Here is a 23025-nt window from a genome sequence, read left to right on the forward strand (position 1 = left end):
GGCGGGAACGCCGAAGGGGCCACCCCGGGGCAATCGCGGCAACCGCCACCTGCTTTTTGGAAGCACACATGCGTCATCAATCTTCCGCCCAGCCCGAATCCGCCTCTGTCGAGGCGGTGGGAGCCCCAGCCGGGCGTCAGAAGTCCGTCCCGAAGCCTGCCGTGCCCGCGCGTGATCTTTCCGCGCTGGCGTGGGTGGCACCCAACATGCGCGCCGCGCTCGACGATGCCGTGCGCGAGTTCGGCGAATATGCGGCCGATGTGATCGCCGATCCGGAGGTCATCGGTGCGCGCGATACGACGTCGCTGCGCCTGGCCGGCCAGTATCTGCACCAGGCCGCTGGCGCGCTGCTGATCGTCGGCCTGCGCGGTGTCGACGTGTATTGCCAGGCCGCCAAGCGCCTACTCGAGGCGGTGGATACCGGCACCGTCGCCGCCGACGCACAGACGCTGGATGTGTTCTCGCGCGCCGTGCAGGCGCTGCAGGAATACGTCGCCGACCTGATGGCCGGCATGGCCGAAGAGCCGCTGCGCCTGTTCCAGCCGTATCAAGCCGTGCTCGCCCGCCTGGGCGAAGAGCGCATCCACCCGGCTGACCTGTGGGCCGATGAGCTGCGCCACTTGCCGGCGCTGCTGCTGCCCTCGCGGGATCTGCCAGGGCTGGCGCGTTTGCGTCGCAAGTTCGAACTCGCATTGCTGACTGCGCTGCGTGCGCCGGCCTCCAACGCCGACGGTGCGGTGGTGGATCCGTCCGCCGCAGCAGCGGCCTATGCTCCGCTGGAAGACCTGCTGCATGGCATCCGCGCGCTGGAGCGTGAACCGCGCCGCGCCGGAGACGATCTGCAGCGCGATCTGTGGCTTGTGCTCGCGCTGACCTTTGGTGCCCTGCGTGCCGGCCTCGTACCTGCCGACATGACGGCCAAGCGCCTGGCGGCACGCGTTAACTTGCTGCTGCGCCAGTATTCGCACAACAACGTCCACCTGCCGCAAGGCCTGCTGACCGACGCGCTGTATTTGCTGGCCGGCATGGCGTACAGCAACGCACCGGCGGCGCCGGTGGGCGACGACACGCTGGGCCCGGACATCGTGGCCTGCGTGCAGGCCTTCGCAATTCCGCCCACGCACGCGCCCGCTGGCGCACTGCATACGCGCCAGTACTACGCGCTGCTGCCGACCGACGCCAGCGACACGCTGCAACGCGTCGGCCGCTCGCTCGAAACGCTGAGCCAGCAACCTGCGCCCGCTGCGGACGAACTCGACGCTGCACTGCAGACGCTGGCGCTGCATGCCGATGCGCTGGGCCAGCCGGCTTTGTCCGACCTGTCGAACCGCCTGACCGAAGCTGCCGGGCAGGACGTCTCGCCCACGCTGCAATTTCTCTCGCGCATGCTCGCGCGCCCCTGGGCGCTGCATGGCGAATCCGGCGACTTGCGCAGCGCGTGGTTTGCCGCCCGCTGCAGCGAGCTGGCCGAACACGCCCGCGCCACGCAAGACGGTCACGCCGTGCCGGCGCCAGCATGGCTCACGCTGCTGGCCGAGCAGGCTGCTGAACGCCGCTCGCGTGCCGATCAGGTTCGTGCGCTGCAAACGCTGCTGGCCTCTGCCGAAACGCACCTCGACGCCTTCGAGCGCGAAGGTGCAGAAAGCGGCGGGCTGCAGGAAGCCGCCCGCCTGTTCGGCGAGATGCAAAGCGCCTTTGCCGCGCTCGACGCCTATGAGGCAGTGCACGCCACCGAAGCGGCGCAATCGACCATCGACGCGCTGCAAGCCGCGGGCGAGGGCGCGACCGCCGATCGCGAACGCTACCTCGCTGCGCTGGCCGCCAATGTCAGCGGCCTGCAGGCCCTGCTCGACGCCCTGTCAGCCAGCACCGAGCTGACGGGCGGGCAGGTCGATGAGATCGTCATCGAAGGCCAGTTGACGCCGACTGAGCGCGAAACCGCGTGGCGCGAGTTCGCCTTCGATACGGAAGCCGGCATGCTGGCCCGCCGCGAGCCGCAATCCGAAACGCAGGCTGGTGCGGACATCGCCAATGCCGATGCCGCATCGCCGCTGCAATCGTTGTTGGATCGGCTGCTGGCCAAACAACCGGTCGACCCGACCGACCCGCTCGCCGCGGAGTTGCGCACGGCGCTGCAGGAAGCGCGTGACGCCGCCGCCATCGACGATGATCCGGCTCGCCGCCGTCGCCTGGAAGAGGCGCTGGCCCAGTTCGACGCATGGCAGGTTGGCAGCGCCGGCGCGCTTGAGCGCATGCAGGCCGCATTGGCGGCACCGGCTGCCGTGCCTGCGGCCGCCGCGCCTGCGCCTGCTGCCGCGCGAGACACCCAATCCATCGATGCCGAGCTGCTCGACATCTTCCTGTCCGAAGCCGAAGAAGTGCTGGCCGGCGTGCGCGCCGACCTGCAGGGCCTGCAGGCCGCTGCCGACATGGGCACGGGCGGCCTGGCTGCCGGCTCGGACCTGGACCTGCTCACGCAGCTGCGCCGTGCGTTCCACACGCTCAAGGGCTCGGGCCGCATGGTCGGCCTCACGCGCTATGGCGAAGCCGCCTGGGCCATCGAGCAGGTGATGAATGTCTGGCTGGCTGAGAGCCGCGTGCCGACGCACGACCTGGCCGCGCTGCTGACGCGCGCTGAGTCGGAACTGTCGACGTGGGCTGCGGCCATTGCCCAGTCGCCGCAAGCCGATCACGCCATCGAACCGCTGGTCGCCGCCGCAGAGCGCGTGCGCCACGGCGGTCCGTTCGTGTGGCTGGAGGCCGTGCCGGCGCCCGAAGCGTCCGAGCCGGCCGAAGTCGCCCCGGCCGCTGAATACGCGGAGCCGCAAGCGGTGGAAGCGCCGACGGCTGAAATCGCATCGCACGACGCAGTCGCAGAACCGTCGTTGGAACTGGCCGCGCCGGATGCCTCCGTTGCTGAAACCGAAGCCGAAGACGCGGTCGCGCTCACGTGGGATGACGAACCTGCGCTGCCTGAAGTCGAGGCGCCGATGCCGGAGGCGACCGCACTGCTGGTCGAGCATGAGGCCGCCGAGCCCGTTGCAGAACACGTCGAAGAGACGATTCAGGAAGCGGCCCCTGAACCGGTGGCTGCCGATGCCGACGCCAAGGTGATCCCGTTCCCGTTCGCGCAGACCGGCGAGCCGGAAGAAGCACCGCACGACGACGGCGTGAAGGAGATTGGTCCGGTCCGCATCAGCGTGGCGCTGTACAACGTCTACCTGCAGGAAGCCGATGATCTGATCCGCCGCCTGGGCGTGGATTTCTCGGAGTGGCGTCACGAAGGCCGCACGCCGCCGAGCGAGCTGGCCCTGCGCGCCGCACACACGCTGCAAGGCAGCTCGGCTGTGGTCGAGTTGGAGCCCGTGCGCCAACTGGCCGCAGCGCTGGAGCAGGTGCTGCTGAACCTGAACAGCCGCCCGGTGGCGATGCATCCGGGCGACTTCCGCCTGCTCGATCAAGCCGTCGAGCGCATGCGCGGCATGCTCCATCAATTTGCCGCCAGCCTCTGGCCCGACGGGGATGAGCCTTTGCGCCGCAGCCTGGACGAACTCTGCGAGCGCCTGCTCGTGCGTCCGCGCCTGCCGCTGGAGCCGGCGCCTGCCGCCTTTACCGAAGCCGAACAAGCCGAGAACGAAACCGCGGGCCTGGCTGGCGAGCCCGAGTTCGAGCCGGAACACGTTACATCGACGTTCGTGCCCGCGCACGAGTCGCCGGTGGCCGAGCCCGCGGTGGGTGAGCTGGTCCGCCAGGCGCCGACCGACGCGCTCGACCCGGCGCTGCTCGAGATCTTTCTGGAGGAAGCGCACGTTGCGCTGCCCGAGTTGGGCCAGCATCTGCGTGCGTGGGAAGCCGCGCCGCAGGACCGTAATGCCGCCGGCCTGCTGTTGCGCAATCTGCACACCGTCAAGGGCAGTGCGCGCATGGCCGGCGCCATGACGCTGGGCCAGGCCGCGCACGAAATGGAGAGCGCCATTGAAGGCGGCCTGCGCCAGAACCGCGTGGACGACGCGCTGTTCCGCAAGCTCTACGTCTGGTTCGACCGCATTCAGGCGCACGTCGATGCGCTGGGCGCGGGCAACCTGCTGCCGCTCGACGCCGGCCTTGCCGATGCCGCCGATGTGCAGCAGACGGCCGATGCGCAGGCATCGTCCTCCGCGTCGATGCTGCCGGCGGTTGCAGTCTCGACGAGCGTGGACCTGACCGGTACGCGCAGCCCCGAAGCCGAGGCGCTGGAAGTGGCCGAACGCCAGCGCGCGATGGTGCGGGTGCAGGCGCGTGCGCTCGATTCGCTCATCAACGATGCGGGTGAAGTCGGTGCTGCGCGTGCGCGTTTGGAGTCGGAAGTCGATGCGCTCAAGACGTATCTGTCGGAACTGAACGACAACGTGGCGCGTTTGCGCTCGCAGGTGCGCGAGATCGAAATCCAGGCCGAAACGCAGATGGAGTCGCGCATTGCCGATGCGGCAGCACACTCTGAAGCGTTCGACCCGCTGGAGTTCGACCGCTTCACGCGCTTGCAGGAACTCACGCGGATGATGGCCGAGTCCGTCAACGACGTGGCAACGGTGCAGCAGAACTTGTTCCGCGGCTTCGATCAGGCATCGCTCGATCTGGAAACGCAGGCACGCCTCACGCGCGGCCTGCAACGCAGTCTGATGCGCGCGCGCATGGTGCAGTTCGATACCGTGGCCGACCGTCTGTATCGCGTGGCGCGCCAGGCCGCAGCGGAAACCGGCAAGGAAGTCCGCCTGTTCATCAAGGGCGGTACGGTGGAACTGGACCGCAGCGTGCTGGACCGCATGGGCGGTCCGCTCGAGCACATGATCCGGAACGCGGTGGCGCACGGCATTGAATCCGCCGACGAGCGTCGCGCCAAGGGCAAGGCTCCCGCCGGTGAACTCACGCTCGAAGTGCAGCAGGAAGGTAACGAAGTCGTGCTGCACTTCGTCGACGACGGTGCCGGGCTCAATCTCGACCGCATCCGCGCCCGTGCATTGGAGCGTCAGCTGCTGGCCGCCGACGAAGAAGCCAGCGACGCGCGCCTCACCGAGATGATCTTCACGCCGGGTTTCTCCACTGCCGATCAGGTGTCGGAACTGGCCGGTCGCGGCGTGGGCATGGACGTGGTGCGTGCGGAAACCGTCGCCCTGGGTGGCCGGATCTCGCTGCAGACCACGCCGGAAGTCGGCACGCGTTTCACCATCCACCTACCGCTGACGACCGCGATTACGCAGGTGCTGCTGGTGCGTGTGAGCGAGCGTGTGTACGCGATTCCGTCGGGCATGATCGACCACGTGCAGCAACTGCGCCCGCAGGCGCTGGCCGAGGCGTACAACGCGGCTGCGCTGCAATTGCCGACCGGCCCCGTGCCGTTCCACTACTTTGGCGCGCTGCTTGAAGAAGCAACGTCTGTCACGGGTGGACGCAAGTACTCGCCGGCCGTGGTGGTGCGCAACGGTGCTGACCGTGCCGCCGTGCACGTCGACGAAGTGATCGGCAACCGCGAAGTGGTGGTCAAGCACATTGGCCCGCACCTCGCGCGTCTGGAAGGCATTGCCGGTGCAACGACGCTGGGCGACGGCGAGATCGTGCTGATCTACAACCCCGTAGTGCTCACGCAGCGCTTCGAGCGCGAAGCGGTTGCACGCAGCCTGTCAGACCCGGAAGCCACGGGCGCCGTGGCCGAGCTGCAGCGCGACGGCAGTACCGACGCCGTGCCGGGCCTCGCCACCCAGCCGATCGTCATGGTGGTCGACGATTCGCTCACCGTGCGCAAGGTCACGCAGCGTCTGCTCACGCGCTCCGGCTACCAGGCCGTGCTCGCACGTGACGGTGTGGATGCGCTGCGTCAGTTGCAGGAGATCACGCCTGACGCGATGCTCGTCGACATCGAAATGCCGCACATGGACGGCTTCGACCTCACGCGCAACGTACGTGCGGACGAACGCATCGGCGCCACGCCGATCATCATGATCACCTCGCGCACGGCGGACAAACACCGCCGTTACGCAGCGGAGATCGGCGTGAACGTCTACCTCGGTAAGCCGTACAACGAAGAGGAACTGCTGCAGCATCTGCGCAACCTCATCGGCGAGCGTGCGCCGGCGGCCAACGCCGGCTGACGACACGCCTCGCAGAAACAACAACGGGCCGGTAACACAACGGCCCGTTGTTTTTGGCGCGTGGCGATCTTCAATCGTCGGCGCTGGCCTTGCTGAGTGCCGCGGCCTCGGCGCCCGATGTGCGATGTGCCTTGGTGACGGCGTAGCGATCGAGCGTCGCGGCGCGCGCGGCCGCATGATCGACGATGGGCAGCGGATACGTCTCCCCCAGTACCACGCCTGCTTCCTTCAACACATTGGCCGGCGCCGTCCATGGCGCATGGATGTACTTGTCGGGCAGCTTCGCCAGTTGCGGAAGGTACTTGCGGATGAAGCGGCCTTGCGGATCGAACTTCTCCGATTGCGTAACCGGGTTGAAGATGCGGAACCACGGCTGCGCGTCGCACCCACTGGATGCCGCCCACTGCCAGCCGCCGTTGTTGGCGGAAAAGTCGAAATCGTTGAGCACGTCAGCAAAATACTGTTCGCCGCGCCGCCAGTCGATGCCAAGGTCCTTGATGAGAAAACTGGCCGCCACCATGCGCAGGCGGTTGTGCATGTAGCCGCTCTGGAAAATCTGCAGCATGGCCGCATCGACCAGCGGATAGCCGGTGCGCGCATCCTTCCAGGCTTGGAAGCGCGCGTCGCCCGTGTCGCCGTCTACCCAGCGGATGCGATCGAATTCCGGATGGAACGCGGCGCCGTCTGCCAAGTCCGGGCGGTGATGCAGGATCATGAAGTAGAAATCCCGCCAGACCAGCTCCGACAGCCACGTCGCCGCGCCCCGGCTGCCGCGCAGCATGGCGGCGTGGGCACGCGCGGCCAGCGTGCGGATCGACACGGTGCCAAAGCGCAAATGCGTTGACAGATAGCTGGGCCCGCGCACGGCGGGAAAGTCGCGGCGCGCATGGTAGTCGTCCATGCGCTCTTCAAACTCGTCGAGCAACGTCTGCCCACCGGACATACCGCTGGGCAGGGCAATTTCCGACAGGTTGGTGCGGGCGAACCCCATCGCTTCCAGCGTGGGCGTAGCGTGCGCCAGCGCCTGCAGCGGCTTGGCCAGTGCGCCGAAGTAGGGCTCCGTCGGATACGCGCGCAGGTCGAATGGCGTCAGCGCGGCCAACCAGGCATTCTTGTAAGGCGTGAAGACGCCGTACGGCTTGCCTTGCCCGTTCAGGATTTCATCGCGCTCGAAGATCACCTGATCCTTGAAGTCGAACCAGGCGCACGGCTGCTGGGCGAGCGCTTTGCGCACCGCCTCATCGCGGGCCTGCGCGGAAGGTTCTTCGTCATGGTTGGCGAAGACGGCCTCGATGTTCAACTTGCGGGCGATCTCGGGAATCGCCTGGCGAGGGTGGTCGTGCACGACGATGAGGTCGCCGCCGGCCTCGCGCAACGCGCTGCGCAGTTCCTCGATGGACGCGCGGATGAACTCGATGCGGCGGTCGGCCTTGAGCCCGCGCGCGAGCAGCGCGTCGAGGATGTCGCGGTCGAACACGAACACGCAATAGACCTCGCGGCAGTGCCGCAAGGCATAATGCAGCGCCGCGTGGTCAAAGTGCCGCAGATCGCGCCGGAACCACACCAGACCTCGCTGGAAGCGCGCTCCGATGTTGTATGGCTGGCGGCTTGGGGCGGTGGAGGGCATCGGATGGAAATCGGTTGCTCTTTAGACTGGCGGAGCGTATCGCAAAAATCGCCCCTTTTTGTCTTGTTCACGTTGTTGTCATGGCTGATTCTCCTCGTCTTCCGCTGTATCGCATCCTGCAATCCCAGGGTTTCGGCACGCGCCGCTATTGCAAGGACCTCGTACTCGCGGGTCTCGTATTCATCAACGGCATCGAGATGGAAAGCCCGGATGCGCTGGTCGATACCGCCGGCCTGGTGCTGGATGTCGACGGCGAGCGCTGGGCATACCACGCCCGCGCCTATCTGATGCTCAACAAGCCGGCTGGCGTCGAGTGCTCGCAAAAGCCGAAACATCATCCCAGCGTGTACACGCTGCTGCCGGTGCCGCTGCGCGAGCGCGCCGTGCAGTGCGTCGGGCGGCTCGACCAGGACACCACGGGGCTGCTGCTGCTGACCGACGACGGCCAGTTCGTCCACACCATCACCAGCCCGCGCCACCAGGTGCCCAAGGTGTATGAAATCACCACCGCCGAGCCCGTGACCGATGCGCAGATCGCTCAGCTGTGCGCCGGCGTGCTGCTGGCTGACGAAAATGAAAACGTTGCCGCCGCCTGGGCCGAGCGCGTAGACACGCACCACCTGCGCATGGCGCTCACCCAGGGCAAATATCACCAAGTGAAACGCATGGTGGCCGCCGCCGGCAACCACGTGGCCGGATTGCACCGCAGCGCCATCGGCGGGTTGTCGCTCGGCGATCTGGCGCCGGGCGAGTGGCGCTGGCTGGAAGCCGCCGATCTGGAAGCGCTGAACACCACGCCGCCGCATGCAACCGGGTCAAGTGCCTGAAGCGGCACAATGCGCAATCCCAAAAAACCTTGCGCCGAGAGCCGATTCCTCCAAATGAGAGGGGCAGCGGCCGGGGGCTTTTGGTAAACTCCCCCTCATGGCCTCGCCTGACGCACTCATCAATCTCACGAATCAGTTCCTGATCGCTATGCCCGGCATGGCGGATTCGACGTTTTCGGGCACGGTCGTGTACATGTGCGAGCACAACGAGCGCGGCGCGCTCGGGCTCGTGATCAACCGGCCTATCGACATCGACTTGGCGACGCTGTTCGACAAGATCGACCTCAAGCTCGAAATCCATCCCCTCGCAGAACAATCGGTGTACTACGGCGGCCCGGTGCAGACCGAGCGCGGCTTTGTGCTGCACGACGCTACGGGCGCGTATTCGTCGTCGCTGGCGGTGCCGGGCGGGCTGGAAATGACGACCTCCAAGGATGTGCTGGAAGCCGTTGCCCAGGGCGGCGGCCCACACCGCTTCATCCTGACGCTCGGGTATGCCGGCTGGAGCGCCGGTCAACTGGAAGATGAAATCAGCCGCAACGGCTGGCTGACCGTCCAGGCCGATCCCGAGATCATCTTCAACGTGCCTCCCGAAGCGCGGTTTGCCGCGGCGCTGAACCTGCTCGGCATCAATCCCGCCATGCTGTCGGGCGAGGCCGGGCATGCCTGAGCCGGCGCGTCCGGCCCCCGCTTCCATGCCCGCAGAAGGCACCTTGCTGGCATTCGATTACGGCGAAAAGCGCATTGGCGTGGCGCTCGGCAATTCCATCACGCGATCGGCGCGGGCGCTGGAAACCATCCCGAACCGCTCGGTCGATTTCCGCTTCGCGCAGATCAGCCGGCTGGTCGGGGAATGGCAGCCCGTCGGCTTCGTGGTCGGCATGCCCGTCCACCCCGATGGCGAAGAGCAGCCGATGATCAAGCTCGCCAAGCGCTTCGGCAATCAATTGCACGGCCGCTATGGCCTGCCGGTCACCTGGGTGGACGAGCGCTATTCGTCCATCGCCGCACAGGACGCCGGTGCTTCCGACGATGTGCTCGACGCAGAAGCCGCGCGCATCATCCTCCAACAGTTTTTCGACGAACACGCATGACATCGCAAGAGATCGATGCCGAGGCGCTGTACCAGAGCCTCGTTGCACAACTGCGCACGCGGCTGGCCGACGGCCACACCTGGTCGGTGGCCGGCATTGTCAGCGGCGGCGCCTGGATCGCCAGGCGGTTGGCGCATGACCTGGGCCTGCCGGAATACGGCGTCGTCAATGTTGCGATGCACCGCGACGACTACGCCAAGAAAGGCCTGCACGCCAAGGCGCAACCCACCACGCTGCCGTTCGACGTGAACGAGCGCCGCATCCTGCTGGTGGACGACGTGCTGGCCAGCGGCCGCACCATCCGCGCGGCCATCAATGAACTGTTCGACTACGGGCGTCCGGCGGCGGTGGAGCTTGCCGTATTGGTCGACCGCGGTGAACGCCAACTGCCTGTTGCGCCGGATTACATCGGAGAGCGCATCACGTTGTCCGCCGATGAATCGCTCGTGCTGAGCGAAGCTGGCGAAGGCGCTGCCGCGCGCTTCACCTTCACGCGCGAGCCCAAGGGCGCTTGAATCCGCGCACCGTGCCGCATCTGCTTTGACCTGACCTGTACTGACCTCGTCGCTTTTCGTTTCTCCATGCCCAAGACTTTTGCCAACCCGCAGCTCACGAAAAACGGCGAGCTCAAGCACCTGCTGTCGATCGAGGGACTGTCGCGCGACATCCTCACGCACGTGCTGGACACCGCGCAGCAGTTCGTGTCCGTATCGGATTCCGACCGCGAGGTGAAGAAGGTGCCGCTGCTGCGCGGCAAGAGCGTGTTCAACCTGTTTTTCGAGAACTCCACGCGCACGCGCACGACGTTCGAGATCGCGGCCAAGCGGCTGTCGGCGGACGTGATCAATCTGAACATCAATGCGTCGTCCACGAGCAAGGGCGAGTCGCTGCTCGACACGATCAACAACCTGTCGGCGATGCAGGCGGATATGTTTGTCGTGCGGCATGCCAGTTCCGGGGCGCCGTACCTGATCGCCGAGCACGTCGCACCGCACGTGCACGTGATCAATGCAGGCGACGGCCGTCATGCACACCCCACGCAGGGGCTGCTCGACATGTTCACCATCCGCCACTACAAGAAGGATTTCTCCAACCTGACGGTGGCCATCGTCGGTGACATCCTGCACTCGCGCGTGGCGCGTTCCGATATCCATGCGTTGACGACGCTGGGCTGCGCCGAAGTGCGCGCCATCGGCCCGCGCACGCTGCTGCCGGGCGGCCTGGAGCACATGGGCGTGCGCGTCTTCCACAACATGGAAGAGGGCCTCAAGGGCGTGGATGTGGTCATCATGCTGCGCCTGCAGAACGAGCGCATGAGCGGTGCGCTGCTGCCGTCCGCACAGGAATACTTCAAGGCCTACGGCCTGACGCAGGAGCGCCTGGCGCTGGCCAAGCCGGATGCCATCGTCATGCACCCCGGCCCGATGAACCGCGGCGTGGAAATCGATTCCGCCGTGGCCGACGGCGTGCAATCGGTGATCCTGAATCAGGTGACGTTCGGCATCGCCGTGCGCATGGCGGTGATGGGCATTGTGGCTGGCAACAACGACTAAGAAGAGCAATGAAACTGCATATCAAAGGCGGCCGCCTGATCGACCCGGCCAACGGCATCGATGCCCAACAGGATCTGTACATTGCGGCGAGCAAGGTGGTCGGTGTCGGCCACGCGCCGGCGGATTTCCATGCCAACAAGACGCTCGACGCGACGGGCCTGGTGGTGTGCCCGGGCTTGATCGACCTGTCCGCCCGCCTGCGCGAGCCGGGCTTCGAATACAAGGCCACGCTCGAATCGGAAATGGCGGCGGCGATGGCCGGTGGCGTGACCTCGCTGGTGTGTCCGCCGGACACCGACCCGGTGCTCGACGAGCCCGGCCTTGTCGAGATGCTGAAGTTCCGTGCGCGCAATCTGAACCAGGCGCACGTGTATCCGCTCGGCGCGCTGACGGTGGGCCTCAAAGGCGCGGTGCTGACCGAGATGGCCGAGTTGACCGAATCGGGCTGCGTGGGCTTCTCGCAGGCCGATTCGCCGATCATCGATACGCAGGTCCTGATGCGTGCCATGCAATATGCGCAGACCTTCGGCTTTACCGTCTGGCTGCGCCCGGAAGATCCGTATCTGGGCAAGGGTGGCGTGGCAGCAAGCGGGCCGCTGGCTTCGCGCCTGGGCTTGTCCGGCGTGCCCGTGATGGCCGAGACCGTGCGCCTGCACACCATTTTTGAACTGATGCGCAGCACGGGTGCGCGCGTGCATCTTTGCCGCCTGTCGTCTGCTGCCGGCATCGACCTCGTGCGTCGCGCCAAGGCCGAAGGCCTGCCGGTGACGTGCGACGTGAACGTCCATCACATCTCGCTGACTGACGTCGACATCGGCTACTTCAATTCGCAGATGCGCTTCGTGCCGCCGCTGCGCTCCGGCCGTGATCGTGACGGCATCGTGCGCGCGCTCGCCGACGGCACCATCGACGCAATCTGCTCGGACCACACGCCCGTGGACGACGACGAGAAGCTGCTGCCGTTTGCCGAGGCCACGCCCGGTGCAACCGGCCTCGAGACCCTGCTGCCGCTCACGCTGCGCTGGGCCGCCGAGCACAAGGTCGAGCTGCCGAAGGCGCTGGCCCGCATCACGAGCGAGCCCGCCCGTGTGCTGGGTCTGCATGCGGGCTCGCTGGAGGTGGGTGCGATGGCCGACGTGTGCGTGTTCGATCCGGATGCAACGTGGAAACTCGAGCCGCGCACGCTGCGCAGCCAGGGCAAGAACTCGCCGTATCTTGGCTTCGAGCTGGCCGGCCGCGTACGTGCCACGATGGTTGCCGGGCATCTTGCCTATGACGGGCATTGATCAGCGCGTGACAAGCGCGCCCACCGAGATGCGCACGCCGCAGCGCAAGCATGTGCTGCGCAAGCTCCGGTTGCTCGTGCATCTGGCCGAAGGCCTGATCACGTGCGCACTGCTGTTCTGGTGGATCAAGCCGCAGACCAAGCAGGCGCTGATCCAACGCTGGTCGCGCAAGTTGCTGGGGCTGTTCCGCGTCTCGCTCGTGGTGCATGGCGAGCAGGTTGCGGGCCAGGAACTGGCAGGGTCCATGCTGGTGTCCAACCACGTATCGTGGATCGACATCTACGCGATCAACAGTTGGTACCCGCCGCGCTTCGTCGCCAAATCGGAGATTCGCAGCTGGCCGGTGATTGGCTGGCTGTGCGCGCAGACCGGCGTGCTGTTTGTCGAGCGCGCCCGCAAGCGCGACGCGCATCGCATCATGCACGTCATTGCAGATGCGATGCGCTCCGGCGATGCCATTTGCGTGTTTCCTGAAGGGACGACGTCGGACGGGTTGCAGCTGCTGCCGTTCCACGCCAACCTGTTCCAGGCGCCCGTCAGCGCTGGCGCACCGATCCGCCCACTGGCGCTGCGCTATCGGGTCGCTGCCACCGGCGAATTGACGACCATTCCGGCGTACATCGGCGACCTGTCGATGATGGACACGATCAATGCGATCCTGAATGGCCCACCGTTGGTGGTGGAAGTTCTGGTGGGGCCGGCCCTGGCCCCCGAGATGGACCGTCGGGCCTTGGCGGCCCATAGCCAGGAAGCCGTGGCCACGCTGATCAACCGTGCGGGCTGAGGCCTCAAGGCTACTTCTTCTTGTGCGCGAGCGGGTCTTGCGCCTGCTCGCACTCGACCTGCACCACGTCGCGCCCCGCCGGCGCCAGCGACAGCTTGGCCGCCGTCAGCTTGCCGCCCCACACGCAGCCTGTATCCAGGCCCATCACGTCGTCGCGCATCACCAGCCCGCGCGTGGACCAATGCCCGAACACGATCGGCGTGCCACGCGTACGGCGGCCCGGCACGTCGAACCAGGGCATGTGGCCATCCGGAGCACCATCGGCATCCGTCGTTTCGAACTCCATCGTGCCGTCGGGCTTGCAGAAGCGCAGGCGTGTCAGCGCGTTAATGGTCAGGCGCAGGCGGTCCATGCCAACGAGATCGTTGCTCCACTTGTCCGGATGGTTACCGAAGGCGTCCGCCAGGAAGGTTTTCCAATGTGGGCTGCGCAATTCGCGCTCGACCGCGCTGGCCAGCTCCAGTACGTCGCCTGTCGTCCACTGTGGCAAGACGCCGGCATGCACCATCAGGAAGCCGTTTTCGAAGATGGCCAGCGGCTGGTGACGCAGCCATGTGATGAGCTGGTCGCTATCGGGCGCGGAGAGGATGTCGCCGATCGTGTCTCGCTTGCCGGGTTTGCGCACGCCTGCAGCGACGGCGAGCAGGTGGATGTCGTGGTTACCCAGGACGGTGCGTGCGCGGCCGGCTTCGCAAAGCGCGATGACTTGGCGTAGCGTGGCCAGCGAGTCGGGGCCTCGGTTGATGAGGTCGCCGACGAAGCGCAGCGGGGCGTTGGCGGGGAGGGCGGCCATGAGCGACTGGAGGGGGGAGCAGCAGCCTTGGAGGTCGCCGATGGCGTGGGGGGCGGTCAATTCGAGGGAGGGGCTAGGCACGGTGGATCAAGGGGAAATGGCGCCGATTTGCGACGTGGGCGTCTCGATTATTACATCGTGCAACAAATTTCTGAGTGCCCTCCTCGGGAGAGCACGAGGGCGCAGATAGAATACGGTGCTTGCCGGAATTCCCGGCAGTTTGCTATTTTGCCGCCCTTGTTGTGGGGACAACGTGGGCCTGAGCATGCTATGGCTGGCAGGCCGATGATAGGTAGGAGTACAGAGTTGCCCCATATTCTCGTAACCGGTGGCGCTGGATTTATCGGCGGCAACTTTGTGCTGCGGTGGTTGGCGGATCCGGCTGCGGACGGGATCATCAACGTCGATAAGCTCACCTACGCAGGCCACCGTGCAACTCTTGCGGGGGTCGATCTCGATCCTCGGCATCGGCTCTTCCAGGTTGATATCTGCGACGCTGCCGCGCTGCGGGAGCTTTTCAGCAAGTATCGGCCCCGCGCAGTGCTGCACTTTGCAGCCGAAAGTCACGTTGACCGGTCGATCGAAGGGCCCGCCGCGTTTATTCAGACCAACCTCGTCGGAACCTTCACTCTGTTGGAGGCCGCGCGGATGTATTGGCAAGATTTGGATGCCGCGGGCAAGGCGGCGTTCCGCTTTCTTCATGTTTCAACGGACGAGGTGTTCGGTTCGCTCGCATCGGGCGATCCGTGCTTCTCCGAAACCACACCGTACCGACCCAACAGCCCTTACTCTGCGTCAAAGGCTGGCGCCGATCATCTTGTCCGTGCCTATCACCATACGTATGGGTTGCCCGTTGTCACGGCGAACTGCTCCAACGGGTACGGGCCGTATCAGTTTCCTGAAAAGTTGATCCCAAAGATCATTACCAATGGGTTGGCTGGCAAGCCGCTGCCGATCTATGGCGACGGCCTCAATGTTCGTGATTGGCTATTTGTTGGCGATCTTTGCGCGGCGTTGCGCGAGATTCTTGCAAACGGGCGCATAGGGGACAGTTACAACGTAGGCGGTGGCAACGAGCGATCGAATCTGGAAATCGCTTACGTCTTGTGCGGGCTGCTCGATGAGCTCCGCCCTAGGGACAAAGGTTCGTACTCCGAGCAGATCCGCTTTGTGAAAGATCGCCCCGGTCATGATCGGCGCTATGCGGTCGATGCCGGCAAGATTCGCCGCGAATTGGGTTGGGAGCCCAAGGTGCCATTCGATTCCGGGTTGCGCAGTACAGTGCGGTGGTTCTTGGACAACCCCGAGTGGGTACAGGCGGCAATTCAGGACGAGGAGCGTACCGGAACATCGGCAGAACAGCATGTCAGTTGATCCCGAAACCAAGCCCACGTTATTGCTGACCGGCTGCAAGGGGCAACTCGGTTTCGAACTGCAGCAGCGGCTGGCCGTTCTTGGACGCGTGGTCGCATTGGATCGCGTGGCTGGCAATCTTGCTCAGCCTGTGGCGTTGCGCAAGGCGCTGCGCGAAATACGCCCCGATGTGATCGTGAACGCGGCCGGCTATACCGACGTGGAGCGAGCAGAGGCTGAAGCGGACACGGCCTTTGCGATCAATGCCTTGGCCGTCGGCCTTCTAGCGGAGGAAGCCAAGGCAATGGGTAGCCTGCTAGTGCACTATTCCACCGACTATGTTTTCGATGGACGCAAATCGAGTCCTTATCTTGAAGTCGATGCAGCCAATCCGCTGTCGGCGTATGGCAAAAGCAAGCTTGCGGGGGACTTGGCGATTGCTCAAAGTGGTGCCCGCGCGCTGGTCTTTCGTACAGGCTGGGTGGCGGGCGCGCATGGGACCAATTTTGCCAAGACCGTTCTGCGACTAGGGCAAGAACGAGATGTTCTGCGTGTGATCGCGGATCGAATAGGAGGTCCCACGACTGCCGAGCTGATTGCCGACGTCACCACTGATCTGGTGGCGCGTTATTGGCAACTTGATGACCGGCAGAGTTTTCCGTTTGGGCTCTATCACGTGGCGGCCGCAGGGCAGGTGAGCTGGTACGACTATGCCGTGGAGGTACTTGGTAGTGCGCGGGAGCGGGGAATCGCATTGAAGGCAGGGCCCGAGCAAGTCGTACCGATTTCCGCGGCGGATTATCCGGCCGTGGCGCCACGGCCGGCCTATTCTTGCCTTGACACCTCCAAGCTGCGGCAGACGTTCGACATTGAGTTGCCGGACTGGAAGATTGGCTTGCGGCGCTTGCTGGACCAGATTGCTCGCTCGCCTGAATTTCAGGTGCGGAATGTCAATAGGGCACAAGAATCGTTCTGAATGATGAATGCTCATGAAGCTGACGGTGACGCAAACCGCGCTGACGGATGTTTTGATTCTCGAACCCAAGGTATTCGGTGATGAGCGAGGGTTCTTTTATGAGAGCTTCAACGCGCACGATTTCGAAGCGGCCACAGGACTGAATCGCACATTCGTCCAGGACAACCATTCGGGATCTGCGCGCAACGTACTGCGCGGCCTGCACTACCAGGTCCGATATCCGCAAGGAAAGCTCGTTCGAGTTGTTGCCGGTGAAGTTTTCGATGTGGCCGTCGACCTCCGGGGTGGCTCTTCGACGTTCGGTCAGTGGACTGGTGTCACGCTTTCGGCTCAGAACCGGCGACAACTCTGGATTCCAGAAGGGTTTGCGCATGGCTTTCTGGTGCTGTCCGAGCACGCAGAAATGCTCTACAAGACGACAGAATTCTGGCGTCCCGAGTATGAGCGGTGCTTGCTTTGGAATGATGCCGAACTGGGCATTCAATGGCCCCTTAGGGAGGCGCCCACGTTGTCGCCCAAAGACCGTCTGGGGCGACCGTTGCGTGAGGCTGAGGCGTTTGTGCCCCCGCCATTTTGAGTGCCGTGGATTCAAAGGAGAGGAAGTGGGAAGGCTAATTTACAATTACGCGTTAAATCACGATTGCTCAAAATGAAGATTATTCCCGTCATCATTTCCGGCGGTGCCGGGACGCGGCTCTGGCCAGTGTCGCGTGAGTCGTACCCGAAGCCGTTGCTCAAGCTGGCTGATGGTGAAAGCCTCCTTCAGAAAACGTTCAAGCGAGCCACCTTGTTCGCAGAGGTGCCGGAGGTCGTCGTTGTGACGAACCGCGAGACGTATTTTCTGACAAGGGATGAATGTCAAGAAATCAACGGTTCGCAAATCCCGCTGGGTTTTGTACTCGAGCCGTTTGGTCGAAACACAGCGGGTGCTGTGGCTTCGGCAGCATATTGGATTCGACAACGCCATGGCGCCGACGCCGTGATGCTGGTTTTGCCCGCTGACCATCTGATTGATGATCTAGGCAAGTTCCAGGCTGTCGTTCAAACGGCTGCAGCGGCGGCGTTGGAGGGGCGCATCGTTACTTTCGGTATTCGCCCTGCGTCGCCTGAGACCGGTTATGGATACATCGAGCTGGATGCTGCTCAAGAGCGGAAAGGGGTCCATCCGGTCGTTCGATTTATCGAAAAGCCCAAGCTTGATGTCGCTGAAACATTCGTCGCTAGCGGCATCCATCTTTGGAACTCAGGCATGTTCTGCTTCACCGCAGGCTCCATCACGGAGGAGTTTGCTAAGTACGCCCCGGACTTGCTGCAAGCCTGTGAGCGGAGCGTCGATTCCGGAAGCGAAGCGACTTCAAGCGGCTGCTGCTCGCTCGAGCTGAGTGCTGAGCAGTTCAAGCATGTCCCAGATATTTCGATCGACTACGCGGTCATGGAGAAATCCGATCGTGTCGCGGTGGTGCCCAGCAACATGGGCTGGAGCGATATTGGGTCATGGCATTCCATCAGCGAACTGACGCCCCCTGATTCACAAGGCAATCGCATCTATGGCGATGCGTTGCTGCATGACGTCAGCAATTGCTACATCAAGAGCGATAACCGCGTGGTCGGCGCTGTTGGGGTCGAGAACCTGATCATCGTCGACACGCCAGATGCGCTGCTCGTCGCCAATCGCGACAACACGCAGGACGTGAAACATATCGTTGGCCAGTTGAAGAAAGCCGGCCACGATAGCTATCGAATCCACCGGACGGCGCATCGCCCATGGGGCACGTACACGGTGCTTGAGGAGGGTGATGGCTTCAAGATCAAGCGCATCGTGGTGAAGCCGCACGAGCAGCTGTCCCTGCAGATGCATCACCATCGTAGCGAGCATTGGATTGTCGTTAGCGGATCCGCCACGGTCGTCAACGGCGAGCAGACAATCCAGTTGCAGCCCAATCAGTCCACCTACATTCCTGCGGGTCACAAGCATCGCTTGATCAATCCTGGCGTGATCGACTTGATCATGATCGAAGTCCAATGTGGCGAGTATCTCGGAGAGGACGACATTGTCCGTTTCGAGGACTCCTATGGGCGGACCACTTGAGCAGCCGTGCGCGGCTGTCACGATCGATACCCCACGACGGGGGATAGGGTAAACCGGGGTCGATTTAGCTTAGAATGCAGGGTTTTTCCTAACAAAACACATGCTCAAGAAGGCGGGACTTTGTGTCATGCCCCGCGCCCGGCGACTTCAACCGGACTTCTTGTCAATTTGCCGGCTGGTAAAAGCGGGATGCAGTTGATACGCGAACTATGAAAGTCTTGGTTGTCTTTGGTACACGTCCGGAAGCCATCAAGATGGCCCCGGTCGTCGAGGCCCTCAAGGCCGATCCGCGGTTTGATGCCCGCGTCTGTGTGACGGCTCAACATCGCCAGATGCTGGACCAAGTGCTGTCGCTCTTTGACATCGCGCCCGAGTTTGATCTCGATCTGATGCAGCCGGGCCAGGATCTGACGGACCTGACCGCGCGCGTCCTGGTTGGGCTGAGAGGGGTGTTCAACGACTGGCGACCCGATTTGGTGCTGGTGCACGGCGACACGACCACCACCATGGCCGCCACCCTGGCCGCCTACTACCACCGCATTGCAGTCGGGCATGTAGAGGCAGGTTTGCGCACGGGGAACATTTACTCTCCGTGGCCCGAGGAGATGAACCGCAAGATCGCCGGCACCATCGCTGCAACGCATTTCGCACCGACGGAGCAAGCCCGACAGAATCTTTTGAGGGAAGGCATTGCGGCTGACACTGTGCATGTCACGGGAAATACCGTCATCGATAGCCTGCTCGAGGTCCATGCGCGTATCGAGCACAGTGTTGCCATGCATGATCAGCTGGCAGGCCGTTTTCCCTATCTGCGCGAGGATAGCCGGCTCATCCTGGTGACAGGCCACCGTCGAGAGAACTTTGGTGCGGGTTTCGAGAATATTTGTGCTGCGTTGGCAGATCTCGCCGCTCGCCCCGACGTTCAGATCGTCTATCCCGTCCATTTGAACCCGAATGTGCAGGAACCGGTGTCGCGCATTCTTGGCGGTCTGGCGAACGTTCATTTGATCGAGCCACAGGATTATCTGCCGTTTGTCTATTTGATGGGGCAGAGCCATCTCATCCTCACTGATAGTGGCGGGATTCAAGAGGAGGCGCCGTCGTTGGGCAAGCCCGTTTTAGTCATGCGTGATACGACCGAGCGACCGGAGGCGGTGGCTGCGGGAACCGTACGACTTGTGGGTACCGACCGTCAAAAGATTCTCAGCGAGGCAGTCAACCTGCTTGATGACGCCGAGGTCTACGCGAGCATGTCTCACGCACACAATCCATATGGCGACGGCAAGGCGGCACGCCGCATCGTCGATATCCTTGCAAGGGAGTTTGAATAATGGCAACAATCCGTTCGGTCTCGATGATCGGCTTGGGTTATATCGGGCTGCCCACAGCCACCGTGATCGCGAGCCGAGGCATCAAGGTCTACGGTGTCGATGTGCACCAACACGTCGTTGATACGATCAATCGCGGCGAAATTCACATCATCGAGCCTGACCTTGATCTGCTGGTTCACCAGGTGGTTAAGGAAGGCTTCCTCTCGGCCACCACTGCTCCGCAGCCTGCCGATGCATTCATGATCGCGGTGCCGACACCCTTCAAGAACGATCATGAGCCGGATCTTGCGTATGTTGAAGCGGCGGCGCGTTCGATTGCTCCGGTGTTGGCAGCGGGCAATCTCGTAGTACTGGAATCCACCTCGCCCGTCGGTGCAACGGAACAATTGTCGGCTTGGCTTGCCGAGGCACGTCCCGATCTGAAGTTCCCGCATCAAGCTGGGGAAGAGGCAGATGTGCATTTGGCATATTGTCCTGAACGTGTGCTACCGGGCCATATCCTGCGAGAGTTGATCTCCAATGACCGCATCATTGGGGGCATGACGGCAAAGGGTGCAGACCTGGCCGCGCAGCTGTATGGCACGTTCGTTGAAGGCGAGCGCTTGAAAACGGACGCACGTACTGCGGAAATGGCAAAGCTCACGGAGAACGCGTTCCGTGATGTGAACATTGCCTTCGCGAACGAGCTGTCGCTGATTTGTGATCGGTTGAAGATCAATGTGTGGGAGCTGATCCGCCTGGCAAATCACCATCCGCGCGTCAATATCCTGCAACCGGGCCCTGGCGTTGGTGGGCACTGCATTGCAGTTGATCCGTGGTTCATTGTGGATTCAGCGCCCGCCGAGGCGCGCTTGATTCGCACGGCACGGGAAGTCAATGACGGCAAGCCGGGCTATGTGGTCAACAAGGTGAAGGACGCTGCACGCGGCCTGACGGCACCTGTTATCGCTTGCCTGGGGCTTGCGTTCAAGGCAAACATCGACGATTTGCGGGAAAGCCCGTCAGTCGAAATTGTCCGTCGCTTGGCTGCGGATGGCATCGGTGAAATTCTCGCAGTTGAGCCTCACGTTGAAGCACTGCCTGCATCGTTGTCCGGCAAAGTGGAGTTGGCCGACGCTGCAACTGCTCTTGAACGGGCCGACATCGTCGTGCTGCTCGTAGACCACGACCAGTTCAAGGCCATTCCGTGGGGGGCACTGCAAGGTAAATCGATCATCGACACGCGAGGAATTGTCCGTTGAAAAAAGCTCTTGTTACCGGCATCACAGGCCAGGACGGCGCCTATCTGACCCACCGTCTGCTCGAACTCGGCTATCGCGTGTATGGCACGTATCGTCGCTCCAGCACGGTCAACTTCTGGCGTCTCGCCGAGCTGGGTATTGAGCACCATCCCGAACTGGAGCTTGTGGAGTTCGATCTGTGCGATCCGTCCGGTGTGATCCGGCTGCTGGACAAGGTTCAACCGGACGAGGTGTACAACCTTGCCGCACAGAGTTTTGTCGGTGTGTCGTTTGACCAGCCGATCAATACGGCAAACATCACCGGTCTGGGCGCTTTGCATCTGCTGGAAGGAATTCGCATCGTCAATCCGGCGATCCGCTTCTATCAGGCCTCGACCTCAGAGATGTTTGGCAAGGTGCAAGCTGTGCCGCAAGTTGAGTCGACGCCGTTCTATCCGCGCAGTCCCTACGGTGTGGCCAAGCTGTACGCGCACTGGATCACGATCAACTACCGTGAGTCCTACGACATCTTCGGTGCCAGCGGTATCTTGTTCAATCACGAGTCGCCGCTGCGTGGCAAGGAATTCGTGACGCGCAAGATCACGGATTCCGTAGCCAAGATCGTGCTCGGCCAACTGGATTGCCTGGAACTGGGCAACATGGATGCCAAGCGGGATTGGGGGTACGCCAAAGAGTATGTCGAGGGCATGCGCCTGATGCTCCAGGCTGATCGCCCGGACACGTATGTTCTGGCGACCAACCGCACGGAGACCGTGCGTGATTTCGTCACAATGGCGTTCAAGGCCGCTGGGATCGAACTCGCTTGGTCGGGAAAGGCCGAGCATGAAGTCGCCGTCGACGTGGCGACCGGCAAGCAGCGCGTGCGTGTGAATCCGAAGTTCTACCGTCCGGCGGAAGTGGACCTGCTGATCGGTGATCCGTCCAAGGCTCGCGCTGAACTGGGGTGGAGCCCCGAAACGTCGCTTGAAACGCTGTGTCAGTTGATGGTTGAGGCCGATCTGCGCCGAAACCGCAACGGATTCTCCTGCTGATCATGTCCAAGCGAGTCTTCGTGACGGGACTGTCTGGCTTCACGGGGCGTTACTTGCGTGACGCCTTGGCTGCTGACGGTCTGGAGGTGCACGGTATAAGCCAGGGCGCCGGTGAGGGTGTTCAGCACTGTGACTTGAACGATACCGCTTCGCTGACCCGGATCATTGATGCTGTGCGGCCGGATTATGTTGTGCATCTGGCGGCCATCGCCTACGTGGCGCACGACGACCCGCTTGAGTTCTATCGCGTCAACGTTCTTGGGACAGAGTCACTGCTCAAGGCCATTGTTGACGCAGGGGTGAGTCCGACCAAGGTGTTGCTGGCGAGTAGTGCCAATGTCTACGGAAACGCAGAGCACTTACCGATCACCGAGGACGTGCCACCAGCCCCAACGAATCACTACGCCAATAGCAAGCTGGCGATGGAGATGATCTGTCGCAACTGGTTTGCCAGGCTTCCCATGCTGATTGCACGCCCGTTCAACTACACGGGTTACGGACAGGCAGAGAATTTCCTCGTCCCTAAGATCGTCAAGCATTTCGCTTCCGGGGCTCCTGTCATTCGACTGGGCAATATCGATGTGTCTCGAGACATCAGCGATGTTCGGTATCTCGTCGAGGCGTACCGCCGTCTGCTCGTCGGAGATGCGGTATCCGAGACAGTGAACATTTGCGGTGGCCGCGCCTACTCTATCGCCGAGATTCTCGATGCGATGAGAGACATTTCGGGGCGTGACATTCAGGTCGAAGTCGACCCCGCTCTGGTGCGTGGCGCAGAGGTGGTTCGACTGTACGGTTCGCCGGCAAAGTTGCGTCGCCTCGTGGGCGATATTCCGGCGCCAGGTTTGCGCGACATTCTTGCGAACATGTACGACCGGTACATCAGCGCAACCCCTTGAACCCCCTGCGAAGGCG

The 23025-nt window shown here is 63.2% G+C and carries 18 protein-coding genes; 16 read left to right on the top strand and 2 right to left on the bottom strand.

Annotated elements, in window-relative coordinates:
- Window positions 1–68: 68 nt before the first annotated feature.
- Window positions 69–6125, top strand: a complete 6057-nt coding sequence (locus ABIC76_RS22570) for a hybrid sensor histidine kinase/response regulator (protein ID WP_354535306.1) — start codon at window positions 69–71, stop codon at window positions 6123–6125.
- A 70-nt stretch (window positions 6126–6195) separates the two neighbouring features.
- Here the strand turns inward: ABIC76_RS22570 and ABIC76_RS22575 are convergent, their stop codons facing one another.
- On the bottom strand, window positions 6196–7752 hold the full coding sequence (locus ABIC76_RS22575) for a cryptochrome/photolyase family protein (RefSeq protein ID WP_354535307.1): 1557 nt from the start codon (window positions 7750–7752) through the stop codon (window positions 6196–6198).
- Window positions 7753–7832: 80 nt separating this feature from the next.
- Between ABIC76_RS22575 and ABIC76_RS22580 the strand changes: the two genes are divergently transcribed.
- From ABIC76_RS22580 to ABIC76_RS22610, 7 genes are all read left to right on the top strand, one after another.
- Window positions 7833–8579: a pseudouridine synthase gene (locus tag ABIC76_RS22580; RefSeq protein ID WP_354535308.1), complete on the top strand. Its 747-nt coding sequence runs from the start codon at window positions 7833–7835 to the stop codon at window positions 8577–8579.
- Between the two features lie 97 nt (window positions 8580–8676).
- Window positions 8677–9249 (top strand): YqgE/AlgH family protein, encoded by a 573-nt coding sequence (locus ABIC76_RS22585; RefSeq protein ID WP_009238898.1) that lies wholly within the window; start codon window positions 8677–8679, stop codon window positions 9247–9249.
- Entirely contained in the window at window positions 9242–9673 is a 432-nt protein-coding gene (ruvX, locus tag ABIC76_RS22590) for a Holliday junction resolvase RuvX (protein ID WP_102064670.1), read from the top strand. Before ABIC76_RS22585 ends, ruvX begins: the two co-directional genes overlap by 8 nt.
- Window positions 9670–10188: a bifunctional pyr operon transcriptional regulator/uracil phosphoribosyltransferase PyrR gene (gene pyrR, locus ABIC76_RS22595; protein ID WP_354535309.1), complete on the top strand. Its 519-nt coding sequence runs from the start codon at window positions 9670–9672 to the stop codon at window positions 10186–10188. Before ruvX ends, pyrR begins: the two co-directional genes overlap by 4 nt.
- Before the next feature lie 66 nt (window positions 10189–10254).
- Complete coding sequence (locus ABIC76_RS22600; RefSeq protein WP_027678022.1) at window positions 10255–11226, top strand: aspartate carbamoyltransferase catalytic subunit; 972 nt, start codon at window positions 10255–10257, stop codon at window positions 11224–11226.
- Between the two features lie 8 nt (window positions 11227–11234).
- Window positions 11235–12512 (top strand): dihydroorotase, encoded by a 1278-nt coding sequence (locus ABIC76_RS22605; protein ID WP_027678021.1) that lies wholly within the window; start codon window positions 11235–11237, stop codon window positions 12510–12512.
- Window positions 12499–13296 carry a lysophospholipid acyltransferase family protein gene (locus tag ABIC76_RS22610; protein WP_354535310.1) on the top strand — a complete coding sequence of 266 codons (798 nt, stop codon included), beginning with the start codon at window positions 12499–12501 and terminating at the stop codon, window positions 13294–13296. The genes ABIC76_RS22605 and ABIC76_RS22610 overlap by 14 nt, the downstream gene beginning before the upstream one ends.
- A gap of 10 nt (window positions 13297–13306) precedes the next feature.
- On the opposite strand, the gene ABIC76_RS22615 is transcribed toward ABIC76_RS22610, so the two are convergent.
- A complete protein-coding gene (locus ABIC76_RS22615) occupies window positions 13307–14170 on the bottom strand; it encodes a symmetrical bis(5'-nucleosyl)-tetraphosphatase (RefSeq protein WP_502947890.1) in 864 nt (287 codons plus the stop codon).
- A 225-nt stretch (window positions 14171–14395) separates the two neighbouring features.
- Here ABIC76_RS22615 and rfbB point away from each other — a divergent pair, with 225 nt between their 5' ends.
- The 8 genes from rfbB to ABIC76_RS22655 all read left to right on the top strand — a co-directional run bounded on the left by rfbB (window position 14396) and on the right by ABIC76_RS22655 (window position 23009).
- A complete protein-coding gene (gene rfbB / locus ABIC76_RS22620; protein WP_354535311.1) occupies window positions 14396–15463 on the top strand; it encodes a dTDP-glucose 4,6-dehydratase in 1068 nt (355 codons plus the stop codon).
- Window positions 15453–16418: a dTDP-4-dehydrorhamnose reductase gene (gene rfbD, locus ABIC76_RS22625; protein WP_354535312.1), complete on the top strand. Its 966-nt coding sequence runs from the start codon at window positions 15453–15455 to the stop codon at window positions 16416–16418. The genes rfbB and rfbD overlap by 11 nt, the downstream gene beginning before the upstream one ends.
- A 13-nt stretch (window positions 16419–16431) precedes the next feature.
- A complete protein-coding gene (gene rfbC / locus ABIC76_RS22630; protein ID WP_354535313.1) occupies window positions 16432–16995 on the top strand; it encodes a dTDP-4-dehydrorhamnose 3,5-epimerase in 564 nt (187 codons plus the stop codon).
- Between the two features lie 72 nt (window positions 16996–17067).
- Window positions 17068–18507: a mannose-1-phosphate guanylyltransferase/mannose-6-phosphate isomerase gene (locus ABIC76_RS22635; RefSeq protein ID WP_354535314.1), complete on the top strand. Its 1440-nt coding sequence runs from the start codon at window positions 17068–17070 to the stop codon at window positions 18505–18507.
- Window positions 18508–18716: 209 nt separating this feature from the next.
- Window positions 18717–19838: a non-hydrolyzing UDP-N-acetylglucosamine 2-epimerase gene (gene wecB / locus ABIC76_RS22640; RefSeq protein WP_354535315.1), complete on the top strand. Its 1122-nt coding sequence runs from the start codon at window positions 18717–18719 to the stop codon at window positions 19836–19838.
- Window positions 19838–21079 carry a UDP-N-acetyl-D-mannosamine dehydrogenase gene (gene wecC / locus ABIC76_RS22645; protein WP_316884390.1) on the top strand — a complete coding sequence of 414 codons (1242 nt, stop codon included), beginning with the start codon at window positions 19838–19840 and terminating at the stop codon, window positions 21077–21079. The genes wecB and wecC overlap by 1 nt, the downstream gene beginning before the upstream one ends.
- On the top strand, window positions 21076–22110 hold the full coding sequence (gene gmd, locus ABIC76_RS22650; RefSeq protein WP_354535316.1) for a GDP-mannose 4,6-dehydratase: 1035 nt from the start codon (window positions 21076–21078) through the stop codon (window positions 22108–22110). The genes wecC and gmd overlap by 4 nt, the downstream gene beginning before the upstream one ends.
- A gap of 2 nt (window positions 22111–22112) precedes the next feature.
- Window positions 22113–23009: a GDP-mannose 4,6-dehydratase gene (locus ABIC76_RS22655; RefSeq protein WP_354535317.1), complete on the top strand. Its 897-nt coding sequence runs from the start codon at window positions 22113–22115 to the stop codon at window positions 23007–23009.
- Window positions 23010–23025: the final 16 nt, after the last annotated feature.

The organism is Ralstonia sp. 1138 (assembly GCF_040544795.1).
Lineage (GTDB): Bacteria > Pseudomonadota > Gammaproteobacteria > Burkholderiales > Burkholderiaceae > Ralstonia > Ralstonia flatus.